Origin of the sequence: Marisediminicola sp. LYQ85 (assembly GCF_046600695.1) — a bacterium.
Classification (GTDB): domain Bacteria; phylum Actinomycetota; class Actinomycetes; order Actinomycetales; family Microbacteriaceae; genus Marisediminicola.
Window position 1 is genome coordinate 1,022,952 of record NZ_JBKIWO010000001.1, and the last position, 21,433, is coordinate 1,044,384.

Below are 21,433 nucleotides of genomic sequence, written 5' to 3' on the forward strand. Positions count from 1 at the left end.
GACGGCTCAGATCCGCGAGAAGTGGTGAGCGACGTTGCGCGTGATGACCTCGCGGGCACGCGTCGCGTACCCCTCGAGCTCGCCCTCGACCGTAGACGGGGTGAAGTCCCCCCCGACGCGCCGGGCCACCGCGGCGACGAGGCGATCGGTGAGGTCGGGGTTGAGGGGAAGCACGGGGCCCCCGATCTGCGTCGCGAACGACTCCCCCGCGACGGCGCCCTCGCGCCCGTCACCGTTTCCGTCGCCGGCCTCGATGCGCCCGAGAGGCTTCGCGTCATTGTCGAGGACCCACACCGAGGCGTTGTCTTCGAACCCGACGACCCGGCCGCTGTCGGTCTGCGTGATCACGTAACCCACGGAGCGGGTCGAGACGCGGCGGGCGCGGAAGGGGAAGAGTCCCAACCCCTCGATCGTCGAGCCGTCGAGGAGGTCGATCCCCTCGGAGAGGAGTTCGGCGCCCGATCCGTAGGCGAACACGGGAACGCCCGCACGAGCCCACTCGACGAGCCGTGCGCCGTTGACCGTGAGGTCGTCGAGGATCGTGCGCATCGCCGAGATCGGCCCGTTGCCGATGACGACCGCGTCGGCCGAGTCGACGAGTGTGTCGCCGCGGCGGTGCTCGACGACGGTCGGACTCAGGCCCGCCGCGCGCAGACGGGAGGCGAGCGCGAGCACGTTCCCGCGATCTCCCGCGACACCCAGTTCTTCGGGATAGAGCTGAAGGATGGTCGCGTCGGTCATCGTTGGTTCTCCAGTTCTGCGAAACCGATGTGCTTGCGTGCGAGCATCATCTGTTCGTAGTTGACGATCCACGTCTTCATGCCGCTCGACGGTTTGGGCATCTCCCTCATGAGGTCGATGGCCGTCTTCAGATCGGGTTCGACACGGCCGATCGGCACCCCCTGGTGACCGAGGCACAGCGCGATCTGCCAGGCTTTCGCGCCCGTGATCACATCGACGTGGTCGAGGCCGGAGAAGTCGATGTCGTAGATCCACGAGATATCGGGGGTGCCCTCGTCGATCGCGAGCAGAACCTGTTCCGGTGGGCTCTCGATGGCGTCGAGGTTGAGCTGGAGGCTCGCCGCGTTCTTGAACATGACGAACTCGACGCTCTCGTCTCCGAAAGCGAGCAACTCTCCGCGACCGTAGGCGGGCTTCATGGCAGCGAACGCGCGGGCTGCCGACGCCCCGTCGAATCCCGATTGCAGGATCACGGCGGCGGTCGCCATGGCCGCCGCGGCGTCGATCGCGTAGTGGAGACCCTTCGCGGGCAGCACGACATCGACATCGTCGCCGTCGATCGAGACGGTCGCGCCCGTGCTGCTCGTCGCGACGACCTCGGCCCGAGCTTCGCGCACGGCGTCGTCACCGCCGTCTCGGAAGTCCTGGGCGTTCACGAGCCCGTGTGGTGACTTCTCGACGACGGCGGGGGCGACCCCGAAGTAGGTGATGTCGGGGTAGACCTGGGTGGAGGCATCCGCGAACCGGCGGTCGATCTTGCTCAGATACGGATCGTCACGATTGGACACGATGTGTTCGGTCGCGCGCTCGAGGGTGTCGAGCATCATGTCGGCGACGCGCTCGGTCTCGAAGAACCGGTAGAGCTGGTCGACCTGGGTGTTGAGAGCGAGAACGGTCGTGGGTCGCAGGATGCCCGCGAGCTCGAGGGCGTAGGCCTCGTCGACCTCGAGCACCGCGATGTCGGCGTCGATACGGCCCGTGAGATTCGCTTCGCTCAGAAGTGACGACGCGATCCCCTGGGGGAGGTTCGCCCCCGACGGGTTGGTGAACACCGAGACACCGTGCGCGCGGAGCACCTCGGTGAGCATGTGGGTCGTCGTCGACTTGCCATTCGACCCGAGCACGAAGACGACTCCGTGCTTGAGCTGCGATGTGGCGTCTTCGAGAAAGCGCGGTGCGAGCTTGAGCGTCGCCCACCCGGGAAACGCCGAGCCGCCGCCGCGGAGCTTGCCAGCCACGCGCAGCGACTTGCCGACGAGCATCGGCACGACATAGCCGAGCCCCGAGCGTCTACTCAAGGTAGTCCCGCAGCGACTGCGAACGCGACGGGTGGCGGAGCTTCGCCATCGTCTTCGACTCGATCTGGCGGATGCGCTCGCGCGTGACACCGAAGGTGTCGCCGATCTGGTCGAGCGTCTTGGGCATTCCGTCGCCGAGACCGAAGCGCATCCGGATGACGCCCGCTTCGCGCTCGGAGAGCGAGTCGAGAAGCGATTCGAGCTGCTTCTGGAGCATCGTGAAGCCCACGGCGTCGGCGGGGACGACAGCCTCGGTGTCCTCGATGAGGTCACCGAATTCGCTGTCGCCGTCTTCGCCGAGCGGGGTGTGGAGCGAGATCGGCTCGCGCCCGTACTTCTGAACCTCGACGACCTTCTCGGGCGTCATGTCGAGCTCGCGGCTGAGCTCCTCGGGTGTGGGTTCGCGTCCGAGGTCCTGGAGCATCTGCCGCTGGACGCGGGCGAGCTTGTTGATGACCTCGACCATGTGGACGGGGATGCGGATGGTGCGGGCCTGGTCGGCCATCGCACGAGTGATCGCCTGACGGATCCACCACGTGGCATAGGTCGAGAACTTGAATCCCTTGGTGTAGTCGAACTTCTCGACGGCACGGATGAGACCCAGGTTCCCCTCTTGGATCAGGTCGAGGAACTGCATACCTCGACCCGTGTAGCGCTTGGCGAGGGAGACGACGAGGCGGAGGTTCGCTCCGAGCAGGTGGCTCTTGGCCCGCTGGCCGTCGCGCGCGACCCACAGCAGCTCGCGACCGGCGGAGGTGCGCTGCTCGGTCTCGCTCATTCCGGAGAGTTTGTCTTCCGCGAACAGACCGGCCTCGATGCGCATCGCGAGCTCGACCTCTTCGGCTGCGTTGAGCAGAGCGACCTTTCCGATCTGCTTCAGGTAGTCCTTGACCGGGTCGGCGGTCGCCCCCGTGATCGCGGAGGAGTAGACGGGAACGTCGTCGTCGTCGTCGACGAGCGAGAGCACGAGTGCGCCGGCGGGCAGCTCCTCGGGAACATCCGCCGCCTTCTTCTTCGTGTCGTCGTCATCCGACTCGATGTCGTCTTTCGGGGCGTCGACCTCGGGCTCGGTGGTCTCGTCGGCGTCCGTCGCCGCCTTGGCCTTCGTGGCTCGCTTGGCGGATGCTTTCGCGGGTGCCGCTTCGGTGTCGGTGTCGCTCGCCGCAGCCTTGGCAGCGGCGGCCTTGGTGGGAGCCTTGGCCGCGGGAGCCTTCTTCACGGCGGGCTTCTTCGCCGCGGGAGCCTTGGCTGCCGGCGTCTTCGCGGCTGCCGTCTTCGCGGCTGCCGTCTTCGCGGCTGCCGTCTTCTTCGGAGCGGCGACGTCGACGGTCTCGGCCGCGTCAGACGTCGCGGCGGTCTCGGTGGTGGGATCGGCGGTCTTGGTTCGGGTAGCCATTCGGATACCTTTCATTTCGATTCGGTGCCGTCAGTGCGGGTGCCATGCACCCGGAGAGCGAGTCAGTCGAGGGTGTCGGCCGAATTCGGGCAGAGCTAAGACCCATGTCAAGTTTCGGACGACGACTCGACCTATCGGCCGGTGCGCCCCGCAAACGAGAACGGGTCTTGAAGACAATTATTGCACGCTTTGCTGCGCTCCCTTGACATTTCGTCCACAGTCCACGTCGTCGACGGAGTCATTCCTCGCTCTTGCGTCTCCACCTCCGTGCGACGACGACCCACAGAGGTGCCACCTCGATGCCCTCGTCCTCGTGGAGCTGTCGGCGGGTGCGGCGGCGAACCCGGATCACGAAGACGAGCCCGGTCCCGATGACGAGGTACTGCACGAGGAAGGCGACGCGGAAGGCCTCCCACGTGAAGACGGGTTCGCCCCCGGACGCCGAGCCGAGCGCGTCGAGAACGACGCCGACGAGGAACATCATGATGAAGCTCGCCGTGAAGCCGCCGACGTTCACCACTCCGTTCGCGGACCCGAGGCTCCGCATGGGGTTGAAGGTGCGCGCGAAGTCGAATCCGATGAGGGAACCCGGTCCGCCCACCCCGAGGGTGATGAAGAGAACGACGATGAGCCAGAGCGGCGGTTGGCCCGGCCACGCGAGGGTCGCCGTCCACGCGATTCCGATTCCCACGACGATCGCGAGGACGAGGTTGGATCGGCGCAGCGGAAACCGTGCCGTGAGGATTCCGATGATCGGGCCCGACACGACACCCGCGGCGACGAAGAGCGTGAGCAGTGCCGATGCCGCAGCGCGGTCGTATCCGAGACCCGCCGTGAGCATCGGGAAGCCCCACAGCAGCACGAGCATGGTTCCCGGTGACTGCGTCACGAAGTGCGACCAGAAGCCCAACTGTGTTCCCGGGCGCGCGAGGGCCGCACGCAACACCGACATCGATTCCCGCCAGGAGCGCACGGGGTTCTCGTCGCGAGGCGTTCCGGGTGGCGCGTTCCTGACGACGACGACGACGAGGATGCCGGCGAGCAACGACAGAGACGCCGCCGCGACGAAACTCGGCTCCCACCCCGCCGACACGAGAAGGGCGGAGAGCGGGACGGCCGAAAGCACCTGCCCGAGCTGCCCGATGTTGCCGGTCCACTGGGACACCTGGGGCAGGATCCTGCCCTCGAACCACCCGGAGAGCAATCGGATGACCGAGATGAAGGTGAGCGCATCGCCGGCGCCGACGAGAACCCGCCCGAGGATCGCGAAACCGATGTCAGGAGCGAAAGCGAGCGTCGCTTGACCGGCCGCCATGAACACGGCGCCGCTGATGATGAGGAACCGCGCTCCGAGCCGATCGAGGATCACTCCCACCGGCACCTGGAGGGCGGCATAGACCACGAGCTGAACGACCGCGAGCGTCGACAGCACCGACGCCGAGACGCCGAACCGCTCGGCGGCATCGACTCCCGCTACTCCGAGCGACGTGCGCTGGAAGACGGCGACGATGTACGCCGAGACGGCGATGCCCCAGACGAACCAGGACCGCCGCGAATTCACGACCCCTGCTGGTCGTCCTCGCCCGTCCGGCGGATCGCGAGGAAGTTCTCGAGCTCGGCGGCGATCTCGTCTGCGGACGGCAGCTCGCCGTCTTCATCCGTCAGAGGCGACCGAAGCGGGTTGCCCTCCATGTAGGAGTCGTGGCGCTCTTCGAGCGTTCCGACGAGCCGCGCGAGTTCGACGTTCGTCTCGACCTGGGCGTCGATCTTGGCCACGAAGTCGCGGCCCTCCTCACGCAGTCGGTCGGTCGGGAACAGCAGTCCGGTCGCGGCGCTGATGCTTTCGAGGGCTTTCACGGCGGCATCCGGGTGCTCGGTGTCGGCGAGGTAGTGGGGCACGAGCAGAACGAATCCCGCAAGAGGGTGGTCGAGCTTCTGCAGACGGTATTCCACGAGGTGCAGTGCGTTCGACGGCACTTGCGTGTGCGGGCGCCACACCGACATCGAGTCGATGAGTTCGGTTCGGTTTCCGCTCACGGTCACGCCGATCGGCCGTGTGTGCGGCACCGGCATCGGGATCGAGTGCACCCACGTCGTGGTCTTGACCTTGAACCGGTCGATGAGCTGCAGAACGGATGCCGTGAACCGCTCCCACTGGAAATCCGGTTCGAAGCCCGTGAGCAGGAGGAACTGCTGTCCGATCTCGTCTGTCGCGATGTAGAGGGCGAGGGTCGCAGGTTCGTAGTCGGTGAGGTGGTCCTGGTCGAAGTACATCGTGGGGCGTCGGGCGCGGTAGTCGAGCAGAGCATCGGTGTCGAACGTCGCGACGATCCGGTGGTCGAGGGTGTCGAGCAGGTACTCGCTCAACTGGGTCACGGCCGAACCGGCGTCGGCGAATCCGGTGAGGCCCGCGACGAGGGGAAGACCCTCGGGGATGTCGGTGTCATCGGGGGTCAGGTCATACAAACCAGCAGGATCTCGCATCCGTCGATTCTACGGCCGACGACATTCGCCGCCCCTCGATCGGCGCCCGGCGACGTGGTGCCGACAGCGAACACGACGCCGCGCCGAGTGCCCGGGTGGCGCGGATAGCATGGCCGCATGACTGTGCCTGCGCTCAGCGCGACCGACCGTTCCCCCCTCGAAACCCCCGCAGACGTGCTCGTTCTCGGCGTGCTGCACACCGACGACGGCCCGCGCATCGTCGACTCCCCCGCCGGTCTCGACCGCCTCGCGGAGTCACTCGAGGGCATCGCGTTCCGGGGCTCGCGCGACGAGTTCCGGCGTGTGCCCTCGACGATCGACACGATCGGTTCGATCGCGCTCGTCGGCCTCGGCCGGACCGTCGACACGCACTCCCTCCGCTACGCGGCCGGTGTCGTCGGCCGCCACGTCCGCGGTGCCGCGAGTGTCGCGGTCGCGCTCCCGGTCTCCTCGGTCGTCGACGCGGAGGCGGTGCTCGAGGGCCTCGCCGTCGGCGCGTACGCGTACACGGTCTACAAGTCGGCGCCCGTCTCCTCCGACCCCGAGGGCGCCCCGGATGACGTCGCCCAGGCCGTGCCCGCCGCGTCGGGTTTCGCGGTCCACGCGACCGTTCCCGTCCCCGACGAGGCCGTCGACCGCGCCGCGACCATCGCGACCGCGGTCCACACGGTTCGGGATCTCGTCAACATGCCGCCGTCAGACCTCTTTCCCGACTCGTTCGCCGACGAGGCGCGGCGGCTCGCGACCGACCTGCCGCTCACCGTCGAGGTGCTCGACGAAGCCGACCTCGCCGCGGGCGGGTTCGGAGGGATCCTCGGGGTCGGCCAGGGGTCGACGCGTGGGCCCCGTCTCGTCAAGGTGAGCTACTCCCCCGACCTCGCACCGGCGCACCTCGCCCTCGTCGGCAAGGGCATCACGTTCGACTCGGGCGGACTGTCGCTCAAGCCCGCGGCATCGATGGTCGGGATGAAATACGACATGACGGGAGCGGCGACCGCCCTCGCCGTCATCGTCGCGGCCGCCGAGCTCGCTCTTCCCGTGCGCCTCACGGCGTGGCTGTGCCTCGCCGAGAACATGCCGTCCGGCTCGGCGATCCGTCCGAACGATGTGCTCCGCATCCGTGGCGGCAAGACCGTCGAGGTGCTCAACACCGACGCCGAGGGTCGACTCGTGCTCGCCGACGGTCTCGTCGCGGCGCTCGAGGAGCAGCCAGACGCCGTCATCGATATCGCGACCCTCACGGGTGCGGCAATCGTCGCGATGGGAAACCGCACGATCCCCGTCATGGGCGATTCCGACCTCGTGGGCCGCGTCGTCGCCGCGGGAGAGCGAGTCGACGAGACGATGTGGGCGATGCCGATCCCCGAGGAGCTCCGGCCTCTCCTCGACTCCGACGTGGCCGACATCGCCAACGCGAAGATCGGGAACACCGCGGGAGGAATGCTGCTCGCGGCGGCGTTCCTGCGCGAGTTCGCGCCGGCACCCACTCCGGAGGGCGGTTCGGGTGTTCCCTGGGCCCACATCGACATCGCGGGAGCGGCGAGCAACGCGGGTGCGGGTTACGGCTTCATCGGCAAGGGGCCGACGGGCGCGACCGTGCGCGCACTCATCGAACTGGCAGGGGAGTTTTCGCGAGGGTAGTAGGGTTTTTGTTGGCCTGAAAGAACAGCCCCGGCCTGCAGCCCAGAAGGCGAGCAGGCCTCCGCACGAGTCGTGAATACAAGGAGCCGCCGAATGTCCGAGAACGATTTCGACATTGTCATCCTCGGAGCGGGAAGCGGCGGATACGCAGCCGCGCTCCGCGCCACCCAGCTCGGCATGACGGTGGGACTCATCGAGAAGAACAAGCTCGGCGGGACCTGCCTCCACGTCGGGTGCATTCCGACGAAAGCGCTCCTGCACTCCGGCGAGGTCGCCGACGTCACGCGCGAGTCTGCGAAGTACGGCGTGAACGCCGACTTCCAGGGAGTCGACATCGCCGCGGTCACGAAGTACCGCGAGGACATCGTCACGAGCAAGTTCAAGGGACTCACGGGCCTCATCAAGCAGCGCGGCATCACCGTCATCGAGGGCGAGGGAAAGCTCACCTCCCCCACGACGGTGCAGGTCGGTGACCGCACCATCACGGGCAAGAACATCGTCCTCGCCTCGGGTTCGTACTCGCGCTCGCTCCCCGGCCTCGAGATCGGTGGACGGGTCATCACCTCCGAGCAGGCTCTCGAGCTCGACTTCATCCCCAAGAAGGTCGCGATCCTCGGCGGCGGGGTCATCGGTGTCGAGTTCGCGAGCGTCTGGAAGTCGTTCGGGGCCGACGTGTCGATCATCGAGGCGCTCCCCCACCTCGTGCCCAACGAAGACGAGTCGATCAGCAAGCAGTTCGAGCGCGCATACCGCAAGCGGGGAATCGAGTTCTCGCTCGGTGTGCGTTTCCAGGGCGTCGAGCAGAACGACCAGGGCGTCGTCGTGACGCTCGAAGACGGCAAGACCATCGAGGCGGACATCCTCCTCGTCGCGGTCGGACGCGGACCGTCGACGACGGGGCTCGGGTACGACGAGGTCGGCGTGACGATGGACCGCGGTTTCGTCATCACCGACGAGCGCCTCGCCACCAACATCCCCGGTGTCTACGCCGTCGGAGACATCGTGCCGGGTCTCCAGCTCGCGCACCGCGGCTTCCAGCACGGCATCTTCGTCGCCGAGGAGATCGCGGGCCTCAAGCCCGTCGTCATCGACGACGTCAATGTGCCGAAGGTCACCTACTCGCACCCCGAGGTCGCGTCGGTCGGCTACAGCGAGGCGAAGGCGAAAGAGAAGTTCGGCGACGACAAGGTCAGCACCTACGACTACAACCTCGCAGGCAACGGCAAGAGCCACATCATCGGCACCGCCGGATCGGTCAAGGTCGTGCGTGTCAACGACGGCCCCGTCGTCGGCGTGCACATGATCGGCGATCGCGTCGGCGAGCTCATCGGTGAAGCACAGCTCGCGGTCAACTGGGAGGCCTACCCCGAGGACATCGCGCCGCTCGTGCACGCGCACCCCACGCAAGACGAGGCGCTGGGCGAGGCCTTCCTCGCTCTCGCGGGCAAGCCGCTCCACGCCATCTGATCGATCCGGCACCCGCCGAACTAAGCTGACTGAACAATCTGTCTAAGGAGCACCACCCATGAGCGAATCCGTCAACCTCCCGGCACTCGGAGAGAGTGTCACCGAGGGCACGGTCACCCGCTGGCTGAAGAACGTCGGGGACACCGTCGAGGTAGACGAACCGCTCCTCGAGGTCTCGACCGACAAGGTCGACACCGAGATCCCGTCGCCCGTCGCGGGTGTCGTCGAGGAGATCCTCGTCGCCGAGGACGAGACCGTCGAGGTGGGAACCCCTCTCGTGCGCATTGGTGACGGTTCCGGCGGTGGCGACGCTCCCGCAGCGGATGCTCCGGCCGAGGCCGAGCCTGAGGCCGAGTCGAACGACTCCGCACCCGTCGAGGCGCAGGAGGGTTCGTCGAGCGACGACCCCGCCGTGTCGACCGACGACGCTCCCGTCGACGAGGTCCCCTCGACCGACGCCGAAGCCGCGCCCGCTTCGTCGGAGGACAACAGTGCCCCCGCTCCCGCCGAGGCAGCCGACCCCGCACCCGCGCAGAAGGATGAGCCGGCACCCGCCCCGGCCGCCGCAGCGGAGCCCGTGACTGCTCAGCCCGTCGCGTCGTCGTCGCCCGCTCCGGCCACCCCGGGAACGTCGGCAGAGGACGCGCCTGCGGCCTCCGCCCCGGCAGCCCAGCCCGCCGCGCCGGCGCCGGCAGCGCCCGCACCCGCGACGCCCGCGGGATCGAACGCCGGGTACGTCACTCCCCTCGTGCGCAAGCTCGCGAACGAACTCGGTGTCGACCTCGCGTCGGTCTCGGGAACCGGCGTCGGTGGCCGCATCCGCAAAGAAGACGTCGTCGCAGCGTCGACCCCGGCCGAGGCGCCTACGGCAGCTCCCGCCGCAGCGTCCGCAGCCCCGCTCGAGACCTCACCCCTGCGCGGCACCACCGTGCCGATGTCGCGGTTGCGCAAAGTCATCGCCGAGCGTGCCGTCGCCTCGATGGGCGCCTCCGCGCAGCTCACCTCGGTCGTCGAGGTCGATGTCACGAAGGTCGCGGCGTTCCGCGACCGCGTGAAGGGCTCGTTCCAAGAGAAGGCGGGCGTCAAGCTCTCGTTCCTCCCCTTCTTCGCCCTCGCCGCGTCAGAAGCGCTCAAAGCGTTCCCGGTCATCAATGCGACCATCGAAGACGGCTCGATCGTCTACCCGCCCCACGAGAACCTGAGCATCGCGGTCGACACCGAGCGCGGCCTTCTCACTCCGGTCATCCGCGACGCGTCGTCGTTGAGCCTCGCCGAGTTCGCCCAGCAGATCGCAGACCTCGCAACCCGCACGCGCGACAACAAGCTCAAGCCCGACGAGCTCGCGGGGGGCACATTCACGCTCACGAACACGGGATCGCGCGGCGCACTGTTCGACACCCCCATCGTGTTCCTGCCGCAATCGGCGATCCTCGGCACGGGAATCGTCGCGAAGAAGGCCGTGGTCGTGAGCCAGGACGGCACCGACGCCATTGCGATCCGCTCGATGGTCTACCTCGCGCTCTCCTACGACCACCGCATCGTCGACGGCGCCGACGCCGCCCGGTTCCTCGTCGCGGTCAAGAACCGCCTCGAGGCCGGCGACTTCGAGGGCAACCTCGGCGTCTGACCGTCGTCGGGGTGAGCCTCGACGCGAGATCGCTGGACATCTCGTCTGAATCCGCCCGCCGCTTCCCCAGCGGCGGGCGGATTTCTGTACTCCGTCTAGAATCGGAGTGTGGTCGACATCGTCGTCACGGGGCTAAGCGCCAACTCCGTGCCGTATCTCGACGCTCTCACGCTGCAGCGGACTATTCACGCCGATGTCGCCTCGGGGCGGGCGCCTGACACCGTCCTGCTCCTCGAGCACCCGGCGGTCTACACGGCGGGCAAGCGCACGCTCGACTCGGAGCGCCCCGCCGACGGGACACCCGTGATCGATGTCGACCGGGGCGGCAAGATCACCTGGCACGGACCGGGGCAACTCGTCGGATACCCGATCCTCCGCCTCCCCGACCCTCTCGACGTCGTGGCCTACGTGCGCCGACTCGAGGGTGTGCTCATCGAGGTCCTCGCCGAGCTCGGCGTCGCGGGCGATCGCGTCGACGGGCGCTCGGGTGTCTGGCTGCGAGGTCGCGACAAGATCGCGGCGATCGGCATCCGGGTCTCCGAGGGCGTGACCATGCACGGATTCAGCCTCAACTGTTCGAACACGTTCGAGGCGTACGACCGGATCGTCGCGTGCGGACTCGCCGACGCCGGTGTCACGAGCATCTCGCGCGAACTCGGGCGCACGGTGACCCCGACCGACCTCGTTCCCCTCATCTCCCACCGATTCTCCCGACTATTCGAGGTAGCCCGATGACCCACCATTCCGACGGCCGCAAACTCCTCCGACTCGAGGTGCGCAACGCCGAGACACCGATCGAGCGCAAGCCCGAGTGGATCAAGACGAAGGCCCGCATGGGCCCGGAGTACCTGCAGCTGCAGGCGCTTGTGAAGGATGAGAGCCTCCACACGGTGTGCCAGGAGGCCGCGTGCCCCAACATCTTCGAGTGCTGGGAGGACCGCGAGGCGACATTCCTCATCGGCGGTTCGCAGTGCACGCGACGCTGCGACTTCTGCCAGATCGACACGGGCAAGCCCGCGGACTACGACACCGACGAGCCGCGTCGGGTCGCCGAGTCGGTGCGCGCGATGAACCTGAGGTACGCGACCGTCACGGGGGTCGCACGAGACGACCTCCCCGACGAGGGGGCCTGGTTGCACGCTGAGACGGTGCGTCGCATTCATGCCGAGAACCCCGGAACGGGAGTCGAGATCCTCGCGACCGACTTCTCGGGCAACCCCGATCTGCTCGCGGTCGTCTTCGAATCGCGGCCCGAGGTGTTCGCCCACAACGTCGAGACGGTGCCGCGCATCTTCCGACGCATCCGGCCCGCGTTCGAGTACGGCAGGTCGCTCGGAGTGCTCACTCTCGCGAGAGACGCGGGGCTCATCACGAAGTCGAACCTCATCCTCGGAATGGGTGAGACGCGCGAAGAGGTGACCCAGGCGCTCCGTGACCTGCACGAGGCGGGAACCGACATCATCACGGTGACGCAGTACCTGCGCCCGACCCCACGACATCTCCCGGTCGCGCGGTGGGTGCGCCCCGAGGAGTTCGTGGAGATCAAAGCGGAGGCCGAGGAGATCGGATTCCTCGGGGTGCTCGCCGGTCCTCTCGTGCGATCGAGCTACCGGGCCGGCCGACTCTGGGCTCAGTCGATGGTGGCGAAGGGGCGGGACATCCCCGAGAACCTGCGACCCCTCGCCGACGCGGGGCTCGGATTCGCTCAAGCCGTGTGACTCGCGCTCGGCGCGTGTCGCCCGGCCTGTCACCCGACGATGATGTCGCGCAAGCGCCAACCCGCGGGCGTCTCGATGAGGTGCACGCTCACGTCGGCACTCCCCTCGGGCCAGGATCGGTCGGTCACGCTCACGAGAGCCGACGCGCCGGTTCGATCGACGAGTGACGGGTCGGCGTCGCTCAGGTCGGGCAGACCGGTCGCGACTCCCCCGCTGCGGCCGTCGCGCACGAGATGAGCGTCGGCGGCGGCGAGAGCCGACCCCGCGTGCACGACCCGTTCGACGCACGACAGCGAACCCTCGGCGAGACAGGACTCGCGCAGCACGAGAAGCGCTCGGGCGGCGGCGACCGGATCGTCACCGCCGATGGCGTCGGCTCCGCCTGCTGGCCCGCCTGCTGGCTCGCTCAGCCGCGCCGACGGCTCGGTGCCGCCCGACGGGGCGGGCGGCTCGGCACTGCCCGAGGGGCGACTCGACGGCCCGACGGCCGCGGGCCGCTCGGCCGCGTCGCTCGCCGATTCGACGGCGGGCAGCGCCGCGAAGCACACGGTCACGATCGTCGCGGCGGCGGCCCCGGCGATCCACACTCGCCGGCGCACCCGACCGAGCTCGAATCGCACGCGATCCCGTGCTGTCGCGATCTTCTCGAGGACAGTGGTCACGACCGGTTCGAGCCACTCGGGAACGTGCAGCGAACGGATGACGATGAGGGCGCGCTCCGCCGTCTCGCCCAGTTCGCGCGCGTCGTCGGCAAACTCGATTCCGGCAGCGACGAGCCGCGCGTGCGCCTCGATCGTGAACCGCACCGGGGTGGGGCTCGCGAGGTCGAAAAGGGCGCTCTCGAGGGCGTGTAGCGAGGTCGAGGGTGCCGCGGCATCCGTGGCTTCCCGCCACTGTGCGGCCGAAAGGGAGTCGGCGAGCGTGGAGCTCCGGATGACAGCTGCGACGAGGGTGTCGAGAGCCGCGAGGTCGGCGACGACTTCCGCCGAGTCGGCGAGTGCCGCTTCGGTCGGAGGGGTGGCGCCGTCGGTGATGACCGTCGACGCGGTGAACCCCGTCAGCACGGGGGCTCCCGACGCGTCGAAGAGCACGGAGGAGCACGCGAGCCCGCCGTGGCTGATGCCCCTCGAGTGCAGGTGGCGCACCGCCGAGACAACGGGAGCGCACAGCGTCACGACCTCCCCCGCGCTCAACGGCTCCCCCCGCTCGAACAGCCGGTGCAGAGGCGCGGGTCGGAGTCTCTGCAGAACGGCCACGGGGTGGACGCCCTCGTGTGATGCGAGGTCGAGCACGCGCACGACGTGGCGGTGGTCGACGCGCGTGAGCGTGTCGATCTCGCTCTCGACCCGTTCTGCCGGGGCTGTGGACCGATAGACCTTGAGTGCGACACCGTCGGGGTGAGCGCCGACCAGGGACGTGCCCAGGTAGACATCGGCGTCATCGCTCGCTCCGAGCAATCGGATGACGCGGAAGCCGGCGACGTTCTGCACTCGCACAGCGTGCTCTCGCGCGGGAGTGTCGGGAGCCCGCCGAGGACGCCCGTCGAGCGGCCCGTGTTCGCTGAGGGCGGGGAGGAGAGGTTCCTCGCGCCCTCGATACCCGGCTGCGGCAAGTATCCTGGTGCCATGGCACGCGACAAAGCACCGAAAGCACCGAAGCCCCCGAAGGAACCCGGTCGGCTGAAGCAGATGTACCAGGTCTTCAAGATGACCAAGCGGTACGACCCGAGCTCCGTGTGGTGGATGCTGCTGGCCTTCCTGCTCCCCATCGTCATCAGTGTCGTGCTCGCGCTGCTGCTCTCCGGCAACGTCTTCGGCAGCATCCTCTACGTCGTCGCGGGTGTCATGGCGGGAATGCTCGCGTTCCTCATCGTGTTGGGGCGCCGCGCCGAGCGCGCCGCCTACGGGCAGATCGAGGGCCAGCCGGGAGCTGTCGGCGCCGTGCTCAAGAGTTCACTGCGTCGCGGGTGGATCGCGAGCGAGATGCCCGTCACGGTCAGCCCCAAGACGCAGGATGCCGTCTACCGCGCGGTGGGGCGCGGGGGTGTCGTGCTCATCGGCGAGGGCCCCAAGTCGCGCACGACCAAGATGCTCGAAGACGAGCGCCGCAAGATCGCCCGTGTGCTCCCGAGTGTGCCGATCAACTTCGTGAACGTCGGACCGGACTCCGATTCCGTCGCCCTGCACAACATCCCGAGGCGACTCAACAAGTTCCCGCGCTCGCTCAACAAGGCGGAGATCTACGCCGTGAGCAACCGCGTGAGCTCGCTCGGCAAGAACGGCCTGCCGATTCCCAAGGGAGTCGACCCGATGCGGGTGCGCGCGGGCCGACCTCGCTGACTCGCTGTCGCTGCCGGTTCCCGTCAGCGACGGACGAGCACGGTTCCGGCGATCCTGTCGTGGAGTCCGCGCTGATTGCTGTCGAAGATGACGGCGGGGATGACGATCGCGAGGAGCAGCGACCTCACGACCGGTCGCCAGAAGCCGATCCACCCGCCGCTCATCGGCACGACCCTCATGCCGAGGAAGAGGTGGCCCGGTGCGCCCGCTGCCGTGATGAGGAACACGATCTGCAGCGCGACGAAGATCGCGGAGATCGAGAAGCCGTCGACTATCCCCTGGTCGTCTTGGAAGAACGACCAGGCGAGGAAGTAGGCGATCCCCCAGTCGATCGTGACTCCCGCGAGTCGGCGCCCGAGGCGCGCGATCGATCTCGGCCCCGATTCGGGGAGTCCGAGTCGTTCGCCCGGGTATCGTGGCCCGTCGTCCGGAGTTGCTGACGGTGTTGTTCCGGGCGCAGGCATGATCTGATTGTAGGTGGGACACGCGGACGTAACCTCGGCGAAACATTGGTGACACCGAAGTGAAATCGCCCGCCCCTAGCGTCATCTGAGGGTGCATCCCTGCACTCGTACCAACCACGCCCATAGGAGTTGTTCACATGTTCAGTGATTCTTCCGAGGTGCTCAAGTTCATCAAGGACACCGACGTCAAGTTCCTTGATATTCGTTTCACCGACCTCCCCGGTGTTCAGCAGCATTTCAACATTCCCGCATCGACTGTCGACGAGGAGTTCTTCTCCGTCGGGCAGCTGTTCGACGGTTCCTCCATCCGAGGGTTCGCGTCGATCCACGAATCCGACATGCAGCTCATCCCCGACGTGACGACGGCGTACGTCGACCCCTTCCGCGTCGAGCGCACGCTCATCATGGTCTTCGACATCTACAACCCGCGTAACGGCGAGATCTACCACCGCGACCCCCGCCAGGTCGCCAAGAAGGCCGAGAAGTACCTCGCCTCGACCGGCATCGCCGACACCGCGTTCTTCGCCCCCGAGGCCGAGTTCTACATCTTCGACGACGTGCGCTACGACGTGAAGCAGAACTCGAGCTTCTACTCGGTCGACTCCGACGAGGGTGCCTGGAACACGGGCCGCGTCGAAGAGGGCGGCAACCTCGGAAACAAGACGCCGTTCAAGGGCGGCTACTTCCCCGTGAGCCCCGTCGACAAGCAGGCCGACCTGCGTGACGACATCTCGCTCAAGCTCATCGACGCCGGCCTCATCCTCGAGCGCGCACACCACGAGGTGGGCTCGGGAGGACAAGCGGAGATCAACTACCGCTTCGACACGATGGTGCACGCGGCCGACGACATCCTCAAGTTCAAGTACATCGTCAAGAACACGGCGCAGGAGTGGGGCAAGACGGCCACGTTCATGCCGAAGCCCCTCTTCGGCGACAACGGGTCGGGCATGCACACCCACCAGTCGCTCTGGAACGACGGCGAGCCGCTGTTCTACGACGAGAGCGGCTACGGCGGGCTCAGCGACGTCGCGCGCTGGTACATCGGTGGTCTGCTCAAGCACGCTCCCGCGGTGCTCGCGTTCACGAACCCGACGCTCAACTCGTACCGCCGGCTCATCCCCGGTTTCGAGGCGCCCGTCAACCTCGTGTACTCGGCCGGCAACCGTTCGGCGTCGATCCGCATCCCCATCACGGGAACCAACCCGAAGGCGAAGCGCATCGAGTTCCGCGCTCCGGATGCGTCGGGCAACCCGTACCTCGCCTTCGCGGCACAGCTCATGGCGGGCATCGACGGCATCAAGAACCGCATCGAGCCGCACGAGCCCGTCGACAAGGACCTCTACGAGCTGCCCCCGGAGGAAGCCAAGAGCATCCCCCAGGTTCCCGGTTCACTCGCCGAGGCCCTCGACGCCCTCGAGGCCGACCACGACTTCTTGACCGCGGGCAACGTCTTCACGCCCGACCTCATCGAGAACTGGATCGCCTACAAGCGCGAGAAGGAGATCATCCCGGCCGCGCAGCGTCCGCACCCCTTCGAGTACGAGCTGTACTTCGGAGTCTGATCGGTTCGTTCGAACCACGAAGGCCGCGCCCCTCGGGGCGCGGCCTTCGTCGTTCCGGGGCTCAGCCGGCTTCCGTCAGCCCGCTACTGTCAGCAGTTCGCGACGGTCGATCGATGCACCGGTCTCCGAGGGGAACACGGATGCCGCGGGGGTCGTGCCGAGGCCCGACACCGTCCAGCCCGCTTCGCGCCAGGCCGCTGCGTCGATGCAATTGCGTGCGTCGATGATGACCGGCCGCGCGACGAGGTCGCGGAGCACAACCGGGTCGGCGTTCTGGAACTCGGTCCACTCGGTGAGGAGGAGCACCGCGTCGGAATCGGAGATCGCCTCGGCCGTCGACTCCGCGTATGTCAGGGTCGGGAACATCCGCTGCGCCGTGCCGGATGCCTCGGGATCGTAGACGACGACCTGGGCGCCGCGGAGGTGCAGGGCAGCGGCGACATTGAGGGCGGGCGAATCGCGCACATCGTCGGTGAGCGGCTTGAACGCCGCCCCGAGGATGCCGATGCGCCGGTTGAGCACCGAGCCGCCGCACGCGCTGATCGCCATGTCGATGACGCGCTGCCGCTGAGCCATGTTGATCTCGTCGACGTGCTGCAGGAGCGACGCCGCGCGCACGGCCCCGAGCTCGCTCGACCGGTGCATGAGGGCGCGGATGTCTTTCGGGAGGCACCCGCCCCCGAAGCCCAGTCCGGCACCGAGGAACTGGCGCCCGATGCGGACGTCGTGCCCGAGGGCGTCGGCCAGGACGGTGACGTCCGCCCCGGCCAACTCGCACACCTCGGCGATCGCGTTGATGAACGAGATCTTGGTCGCGAGGAAGGCGTTCGCGCTCACCTTCACGAGTTCGGCCGTCGGCAGATCGCACACGATCACCGGGGTGCCCGTCGCGATCGGCGCGGCGTACACGGTGCGCAAGAGGGCTTCGGCGTGCGCGCTCGTGCCACCCATGACGATTCGATCGGGAGTGAGCGTGTCGGCGACGGCCTTGCCCTCGCGCAGGAACTCGGGGTTCCAGACGAGCTCGGCACTCACTCCCGCGGGCACCTCGGCTTCGACGATCGCGCGGAGGCGGGCCCCCGTGCCGACGGGCACGGTCGACTTGCCGACGATGAGACCGTCGTGGGTGAGGCTCGCGGCGACCTGCCTCGTCGCATTCTCGACGTAGTCGAGATTGGCTGCGTTGCTGCCGCGCTGCTGCGGGGTCCCGACGCAGATGAAGTGCACGTCGGAGAGCGCGGTCGCCTCGGAGAGGTCGGTCGTGAATCGCAAGCGCCCGCTCGCGACGTGCTTCGTGATGAGCTCGGGCAGTCCGGGTTCGAAGAACGGAACCCTCCCCTCGCTCAGCGCGGCCGCTTTGGCGGGATCGTTGTCGACGCCGATGACCTCGAAGCCCATCTCGGCCATGGCTGCGGCATGGGTGGCGCCGAGATACCCGGTTCCCACGACGCTGATGCGGGGGCGGGGGGCGGTCGACGATTCGTCGGTCGTCGTGTCGCTCGTCTTGTCGGTCATGCTCGTCTCCCTGAGATGTAGGTCGTCATCAATCGGTGAATTTGTCTGTAGCGCGGGCGAAACCCTCGCGGAAGGCCGTGAGCGACTCGGGGCGGGAGTCCACGCGCCAGTCGTTGGTCGCGAGCTCACCCTGCACATACGTCGTCACGGCCAGGTTGAACCAGGCGACGCCGAGGATGTCGTCGTTCTCCGGCTTGACGAGGTTGTCGAACAGACTCGAGATCCAGTCAGCCTTGTGCCCTCCGACTTCGCTCGCGCCGATCTCGGCGAGGAAGATCGGTTTGTCCGACACCCGGCGCAACTCGCCGAGTGTCGCCGAGAACGTCTCGTCGAAGTCGTAGCCGTCCGGATTGTCGAACGGGGGGCGGAGGTAGGCCGACATCGCCACCCAGTCGACGTAGTCGTCGCCGGGGTAGAGCGAGTCGAGGTGCTCGCTGTCGCGGAGCGATGCTGGCAGCCGGTCGATGCGGTTGGGAGACCAGATCCAGAACACGAGATCGTTGGCGCCCTCGGCTTCGAAGATGTCGTGCACGTGCTGCCACGTCTTGACGTAGTCACCCGGGCGATTCCCGTTGATGGAATTGCCGCTGCTGTCCGACTCTGACCAGGGGTACCAGGTGCCGTTCATCTCGTGGTTGAGGCGGATCCCCATCGGGAGTCCCGTCGCCACGATGTCCTGCGCGTACTGTCGCAGATAGTCGTCGAATGCTCCCGGAACCCCGGCGTCAGGGTCTCCGAGAATTCTGGGGAGTGAGTACTCGGGCTCGATCGTGACGCTGTTCGGCGAGCCGATAGGTCGCGATTCCCACGTGAGGATCGGCAGACGGTCCTGCTCCCAGGCCCGGGTGACCGCGTTGGCGCGGAAGTCCTCATCCCATCCGCCGAAGTATCCGACGACGTCGGGTTCGGCCTCGATCCTGTCGGCCGCCCGGTCGAACGTCGCCCAGTTGAACGGCGCCTGCTCGGTGTACAGACCGAGGTAGGCCGAACTCGGGTCGACGAGGCGCGCTTTCGTGAGGTTGGTGAGGGGCGCGGTGGGGATCTGTGGCGAACCCGGAGTCGTGGGAGACGGCGTCGGAGTCGCGGGATCAGAGGGCGATGGCGATGGGGAGGGTGAGGGGTTCGCGAAGGGTGGCCGGGTCGAGGGGGGCGACTGACCCGACTCGGGGTCTGTCGACCTCGACCGTTCCATGGCGGCGATCAGTCCCTCTGCAGACCAGAGTTCCTGCTGAATCTCGTCGAAACGGTCTTCTGCCGCCGCGAGGTCTTCGTCGCTGCGCGCGAGATCCATGTTGAGCGTCGCGACCTCGGCGAGCAGTTCCTCGCGCTCCGACTCGAGGCGGTCGACGACACTGACACCGGAGATGGTCGCAGTGATGACGTCGGCGACCGGGTTCGACGGGGAGTTCCAGACGATGACACTCGTGGTCACGAGCCCCCCGACGAGGATGATGGCGCCGACCGTGGTGAGTCTCGCGCGCGTGCTCGTGGGCGCCCACCAGTGGGCTGCTTTCTCAGAAGTTGACAATGAGGATCGCCTCCAGTGCGAAGATCGTGAAGCCGATGACGTAGGGCCAGGCTGCTTTGGGGTTGAGTCGTCTGCGGGGTGCCGGCTGAGGTGCGGCGACGCGCGTCTGTGCGGCGCGTCGGGGTGACGCTTCGAGGAGGGCTCCCGCGTGCGGTGTCGACCGGCGATCGGAGAAGCCGAGATCGGTCAGGATGTCGTCGGCCGAGGTGTCGCCCGCCGGAGCATCGTCGACACTCCGGAGCGAGTCGCTCGCGTGCTCCGACACCGCGGAGTCGTTGGCGGCGCCTCCACCGTATGCACCGGCTCGCGTGCCCCAGCCGCTCGCGTGGCCCATGCGGAAGAAGCCGATGAGACGGATCGGCATGAGGAACGCCGTCGAGACGATGATGAAGATCGGCAAGCGGAAGAAGTCGGTGGGCTTCTCGGAGAGATGCCGCAATTGGCGGATCGCCATGCTCAGCACCGACGACACGATCATGAGGCCGAGCACGAGGAGCACTCCGCTACTGACGCCGTATTCGGTGAGGATGCCGCTGTAGAAGTTGTATCCCTGGCCTGTCGCCGCGCGGTAGACCCACCCGGCGATGACTCCCGCGAGGAGGAACGGCAAGACGATGTCCATGATGAAGAAGATTGCGAGCACGGGAGCGTGGCCGAGCATCCACGGCAGCATCCGGAGCGTGTTGTACTGGCTCCCCCGCGCCCACCGGAGTTGCTGCTTGTAGAGCTTCTTGAGCTGCAGGGGCGCGTCGGTGAACACGAGCGAGGTGTGCTGGTACACCGTGCGGAAGCCCTCCTTGAGTGTGAGGTTCGTCAGGGTGCGGTCGTCGCTCACCTCGAGGAAGACGCCCATGAAGCGCTCGGTCATGAAGCGGTCCATGACGCGCATCATGATCGATCTGCGGAAGGCGATGGTTCGCCCGGGAAGGCATCCGACCTGGCCGACGACGCTCTGAGCGGGCATCGAGTAGAGGGCCCGCGAGTTCTCGAGCCAATCGGCCCACCGGGTGATCCAGCTGCGCTCGGGCTCGAGGATGCGCTGTCTCGTCGTGACCCCGCCGACACTCGGGTCGGCGAACGGCCGCACGAGCTCACTCAGGGTGTCGTCGGTCCACACGGTGTCGGAGTCGACGAGCACGGTGATCTCGCCGTTCGAGAGCTCGGTGCCGATCATGACGGCGTTGCGCTTGCCGGGAATGGGCGTGTGCACCCAGCGCACGAGGGGGGCGAACTCGTCGCACACCTCTTGCAGGGTCGTATTGACGGCTCCGTTGATGACGACGATTATCTCGCCCGGTTTCTGCTCGACCATGCGCTGGATGACGTCTCGGAACAGGTCGACGGGCTCGTCGACCACGGGGACGATGACGCTCGTCGTGCCGGAGAACTCCCCGGTGAAGGGACGGTAGCGCGCCGAGAGGAACATCTTGAGCAGCCAGAGCGCCCAGATGAGAGCCGAGTACACCGCGAACATGTAGATCTCGGGGTGACCCTCGATCATGTGCCTGAGTTGGAGGATGAAGATGAACATGTGCCCCTCGGTGGTTGCGGTGGTGACCAATCCGCGACGCTGGGGAAGGTGCTCGTGCTGTGAGTCGAGTGATTATGAGCACGCCGACGAGCCCGGCGCAACGAGGCGGCCGACCGGTCTGT

17 protein-coding genes are annotated in these 21,433 nt (G+C 67.4%); 7 read left to right on the forward strand and 10 right to left on the reverse strand.

All coding sequences use genetic code 11. The annotated features are described in order from the left end of the window. Positions 1-6: 6 nt before the first annotated feature. From ACLHG5_RS04785 to ACLHG5_RS04805, 5 genes are all read right to left on the reverse strand, one after another. Positions 7-741 carry a type 1 glutamine amidotransferase gene (locus tag ACLHG5_RS04785; RefSeq protein WP_411315344.1) on the reverse strand — a complete coding sequence of 245 codons (735 nt, stop codon included), beginning with the start codon at positions 739-741 and terminating at the stop codon, positions 7-9. Further along, positions 738-2,039 (reverse strand): MurT ligase domain-containing protein, encoded by a 1,302-nt coding sequence (locus tag ACLHG5_RS04790; protein ID WP_411315343.1) that lies wholly within the window; start codon positions 2,037-2,039, stop codon positions 738-740. The genes ACLHG5_RS04785 and ACLHG5_RS04790 overlap by 4 nt, the downstream gene beginning before the upstream one ends. Continuing rightward, positions 2,032-3,435 (reverse strand): RNA polymerase sigma factor, encoded by a 1,404-nt coding sequence (locus ACLHG5_RS04795; protein WP_411317995.1) that lies wholly within the window; start codon positions 3,433-3,435, stop codon positions 2,032-2,034. The genes ACLHG5_RS04790 and ACLHG5_RS04795 overlap by 8 nt, the downstream gene beginning before the upstream one ends. 238 nt (positions 3,436-3,673) lie before the next feature. Next, a complete protein-coding gene (locus ACLHG5_RS04800; RefSeq protein WP_411315341.1) occupies positions 3,674-4,996 on the reverse strand; it encodes an MFS transporter in 1,323 nt (440 codons plus the stop codon). Next, complete coding sequence (locus tag ACLHG5_RS04805; RefSeq protein ID WP_411315340.1) at positions 4,993-5,919, reverse strand: proteasome assembly chaperone family protein; 927 nt, start codon at positions 5,917-5,919, stop codon at positions 4,993-4,995. The genes ACLHG5_RS04800 and ACLHG5_RS04805 overlap by 4 nt, the downstream gene beginning before the upstream one ends. 117 nt (positions 5,920-6,036) lie before the next feature. Between ACLHG5_RS04805 and ACLHG5_RS04810 the strand changes: the two genes are divergently transcribed. The 5 genes from ACLHG5_RS04810 (at position 6,037) to lipA (ending at position 12,372) form a co-directional block, all read left to right on the forward strand. After that, complete coding sequence (locus tag ACLHG5_RS04810) at positions 6,037-7,560, forward strand: leucyl aminopeptidase (RefSeq protein WP_411317996.1); 1,524 nt, start codon at positions 6,037-6,039, stop codon at positions 7,558-7,560. Between the two features lie 93 nt (positions 7,561-7,653). After that, entirely contained in the window at positions 7,654-9,027 is a 1,374-nt protein-coding gene (gene lpdA, locus ACLHG5_RS04815; RefSeq protein ID WP_411317997.1) for a dihydrolipoyl dehydrogenase, read from the forward strand. A 58-nt stretch (positions 9,028-9,085) separates the two neighbouring features. Then, positions 9,086-10,654 carry a 2-oxoglutarate dehydrogenase, E2 component, dihydrolipoamide succinyltransferase gene (gene sucB, locus ACLHG5_RS04820; RefSeq protein WP_411315337.1) on the forward strand — a complete coding sequence of 523 codons (1,569 nt, stop codon included), beginning with the start codon at positions 9,086-9,088 and terminating at the stop codon, positions 10,652-10,654. Between the two features lie 108 nt (positions 10,655-10,762). Further along, the gene (lipB, locus tag ACLHG5_RS04825) at positions 10,763-11,389 is read left to right on the forward strand and encodes a lipoyl(octanoyl) transferase LipB (RefSeq protein WP_411317998.1); all 627 of its coding nucleotides are present in this window, start codon (positions 10,763-10,765) and stop codon (positions 11,387-11,389) included. After that, positions 11,386-12,372 carry a lipoyl synthase gene (gene lipA / locus ACLHG5_RS04830; RefSeq protein WP_411317999.1) on the forward strand — a complete coding sequence of 329 codons (987 nt, stop codon included), beginning with the start codon at positions 11,386-11,388 and terminating at the stop codon, positions 12,370-12,372. Before lipB ends, lipA begins: the two co-directional genes overlap by 4 nt. Before the next feature lie 29 nt (positions 12,373-12,401). Here the strand turns inward: lipA and ACLHG5_RS04835 are convergent, their stop codons facing one another. Further along, positions 12,402-13,862, reverse strand: a complete 1,461-nt coding sequence (locus tag ACLHG5_RS04835) for a protein kinase domain-containing protein (protein ID WP_411318000.1) — start codon at positions 13,860-13,862, stop codon at positions 12,402-12,404. 135 nt (positions 13,863-13,997) lie between these two features. Between ACLHG5_RS04835 and ACLHG5_RS04840 the strand changes: the two genes are divergently transcribed. Then, on the forward strand, positions 13,998-14,711 hold the full coding sequence (locus ACLHG5_RS04840) for a DUF4191 domain-containing protein (protein WP_411315333.1): 714 nt from the start codon (positions 13,998-14,000) through the stop codon (positions 14,709-14,711). A 23-nt stretch (positions 14,712-14,734) separates the two neighbouring features. Here ACLHG5_RS04840 and ACLHG5_RS04845 read toward each other — a convergent pair whose 3' ends face one another. After that, complete coding sequence (locus ACLHG5_RS04845) at positions 14,735-15,175, reverse strand: RDD family protein (RefSeq protein ID WP_411315332.1); 441 nt, start codon at positions 15,173-15,175, stop codon at positions 14,735-14,737. 137 nt (positions 15,176-15,312) lie between these two features. Between ACLHG5_RS04845 and glnA the strand changes: the two genes are divergently transcribed. Then, complete coding sequence (gene glnA, locus ACLHG5_RS04850) at positions 15,313-16,737, forward strand: type I glutamate--ammonia ligase (protein ID WP_411315331.1); 1,425 nt, start codon at positions 15,313-15,315, stop codon at positions 16,735-16,737. A gap of 75 nt (positions 16,738-16,812) precedes the next feature. Here glnA and ACLHG5_RS04855 read toward each other — a convergent pair whose 3' ends face one another. From ACLHG5_RS04855 to ACLHG5_RS04865, 3 genes are read right to left on the reverse strand one after another with little or no spacing between them, the layout of a single operon-like run. Next, positions 16,813-18,252: a UDP-glucose dehydrogenase family protein gene (locus ACLHG5_RS04855; RefSeq protein ID WP_411318001.1), complete on the reverse strand. Its 1,440-nt coding sequence runs from the start codon at positions 18,250-18,252 to the stop codon at positions 16,813-16,815. A gap of 28 nt (positions 18,253-18,280) precedes the next feature. Beyond that, positions 18,281-19,780 (reverse strand): glycosyl hydrolase, encoded by a 1,500-nt coding sequence (locus ACLHG5_RS04860; protein WP_411318002.1) that lies wholly within the window; start codon positions 19,778-19,780, stop codon positions 18,281-18,283. Then, complete coding sequence (locus ACLHG5_RS04865) at positions 19,767-21,311, reverse strand: glycosyltransferase (protein ID WP_411316302.1); 1,545 nt, start codon at positions 21,309-21,311, stop codon at positions 19,767-19,769. Before ACLHG5_RS04865 ends, ACLHG5_RS04860 begins: the two co-directional genes overlap by 14 nt. Between the last annotated feature and the right edge of the window lie 122 nt (positions 21,312-21,433).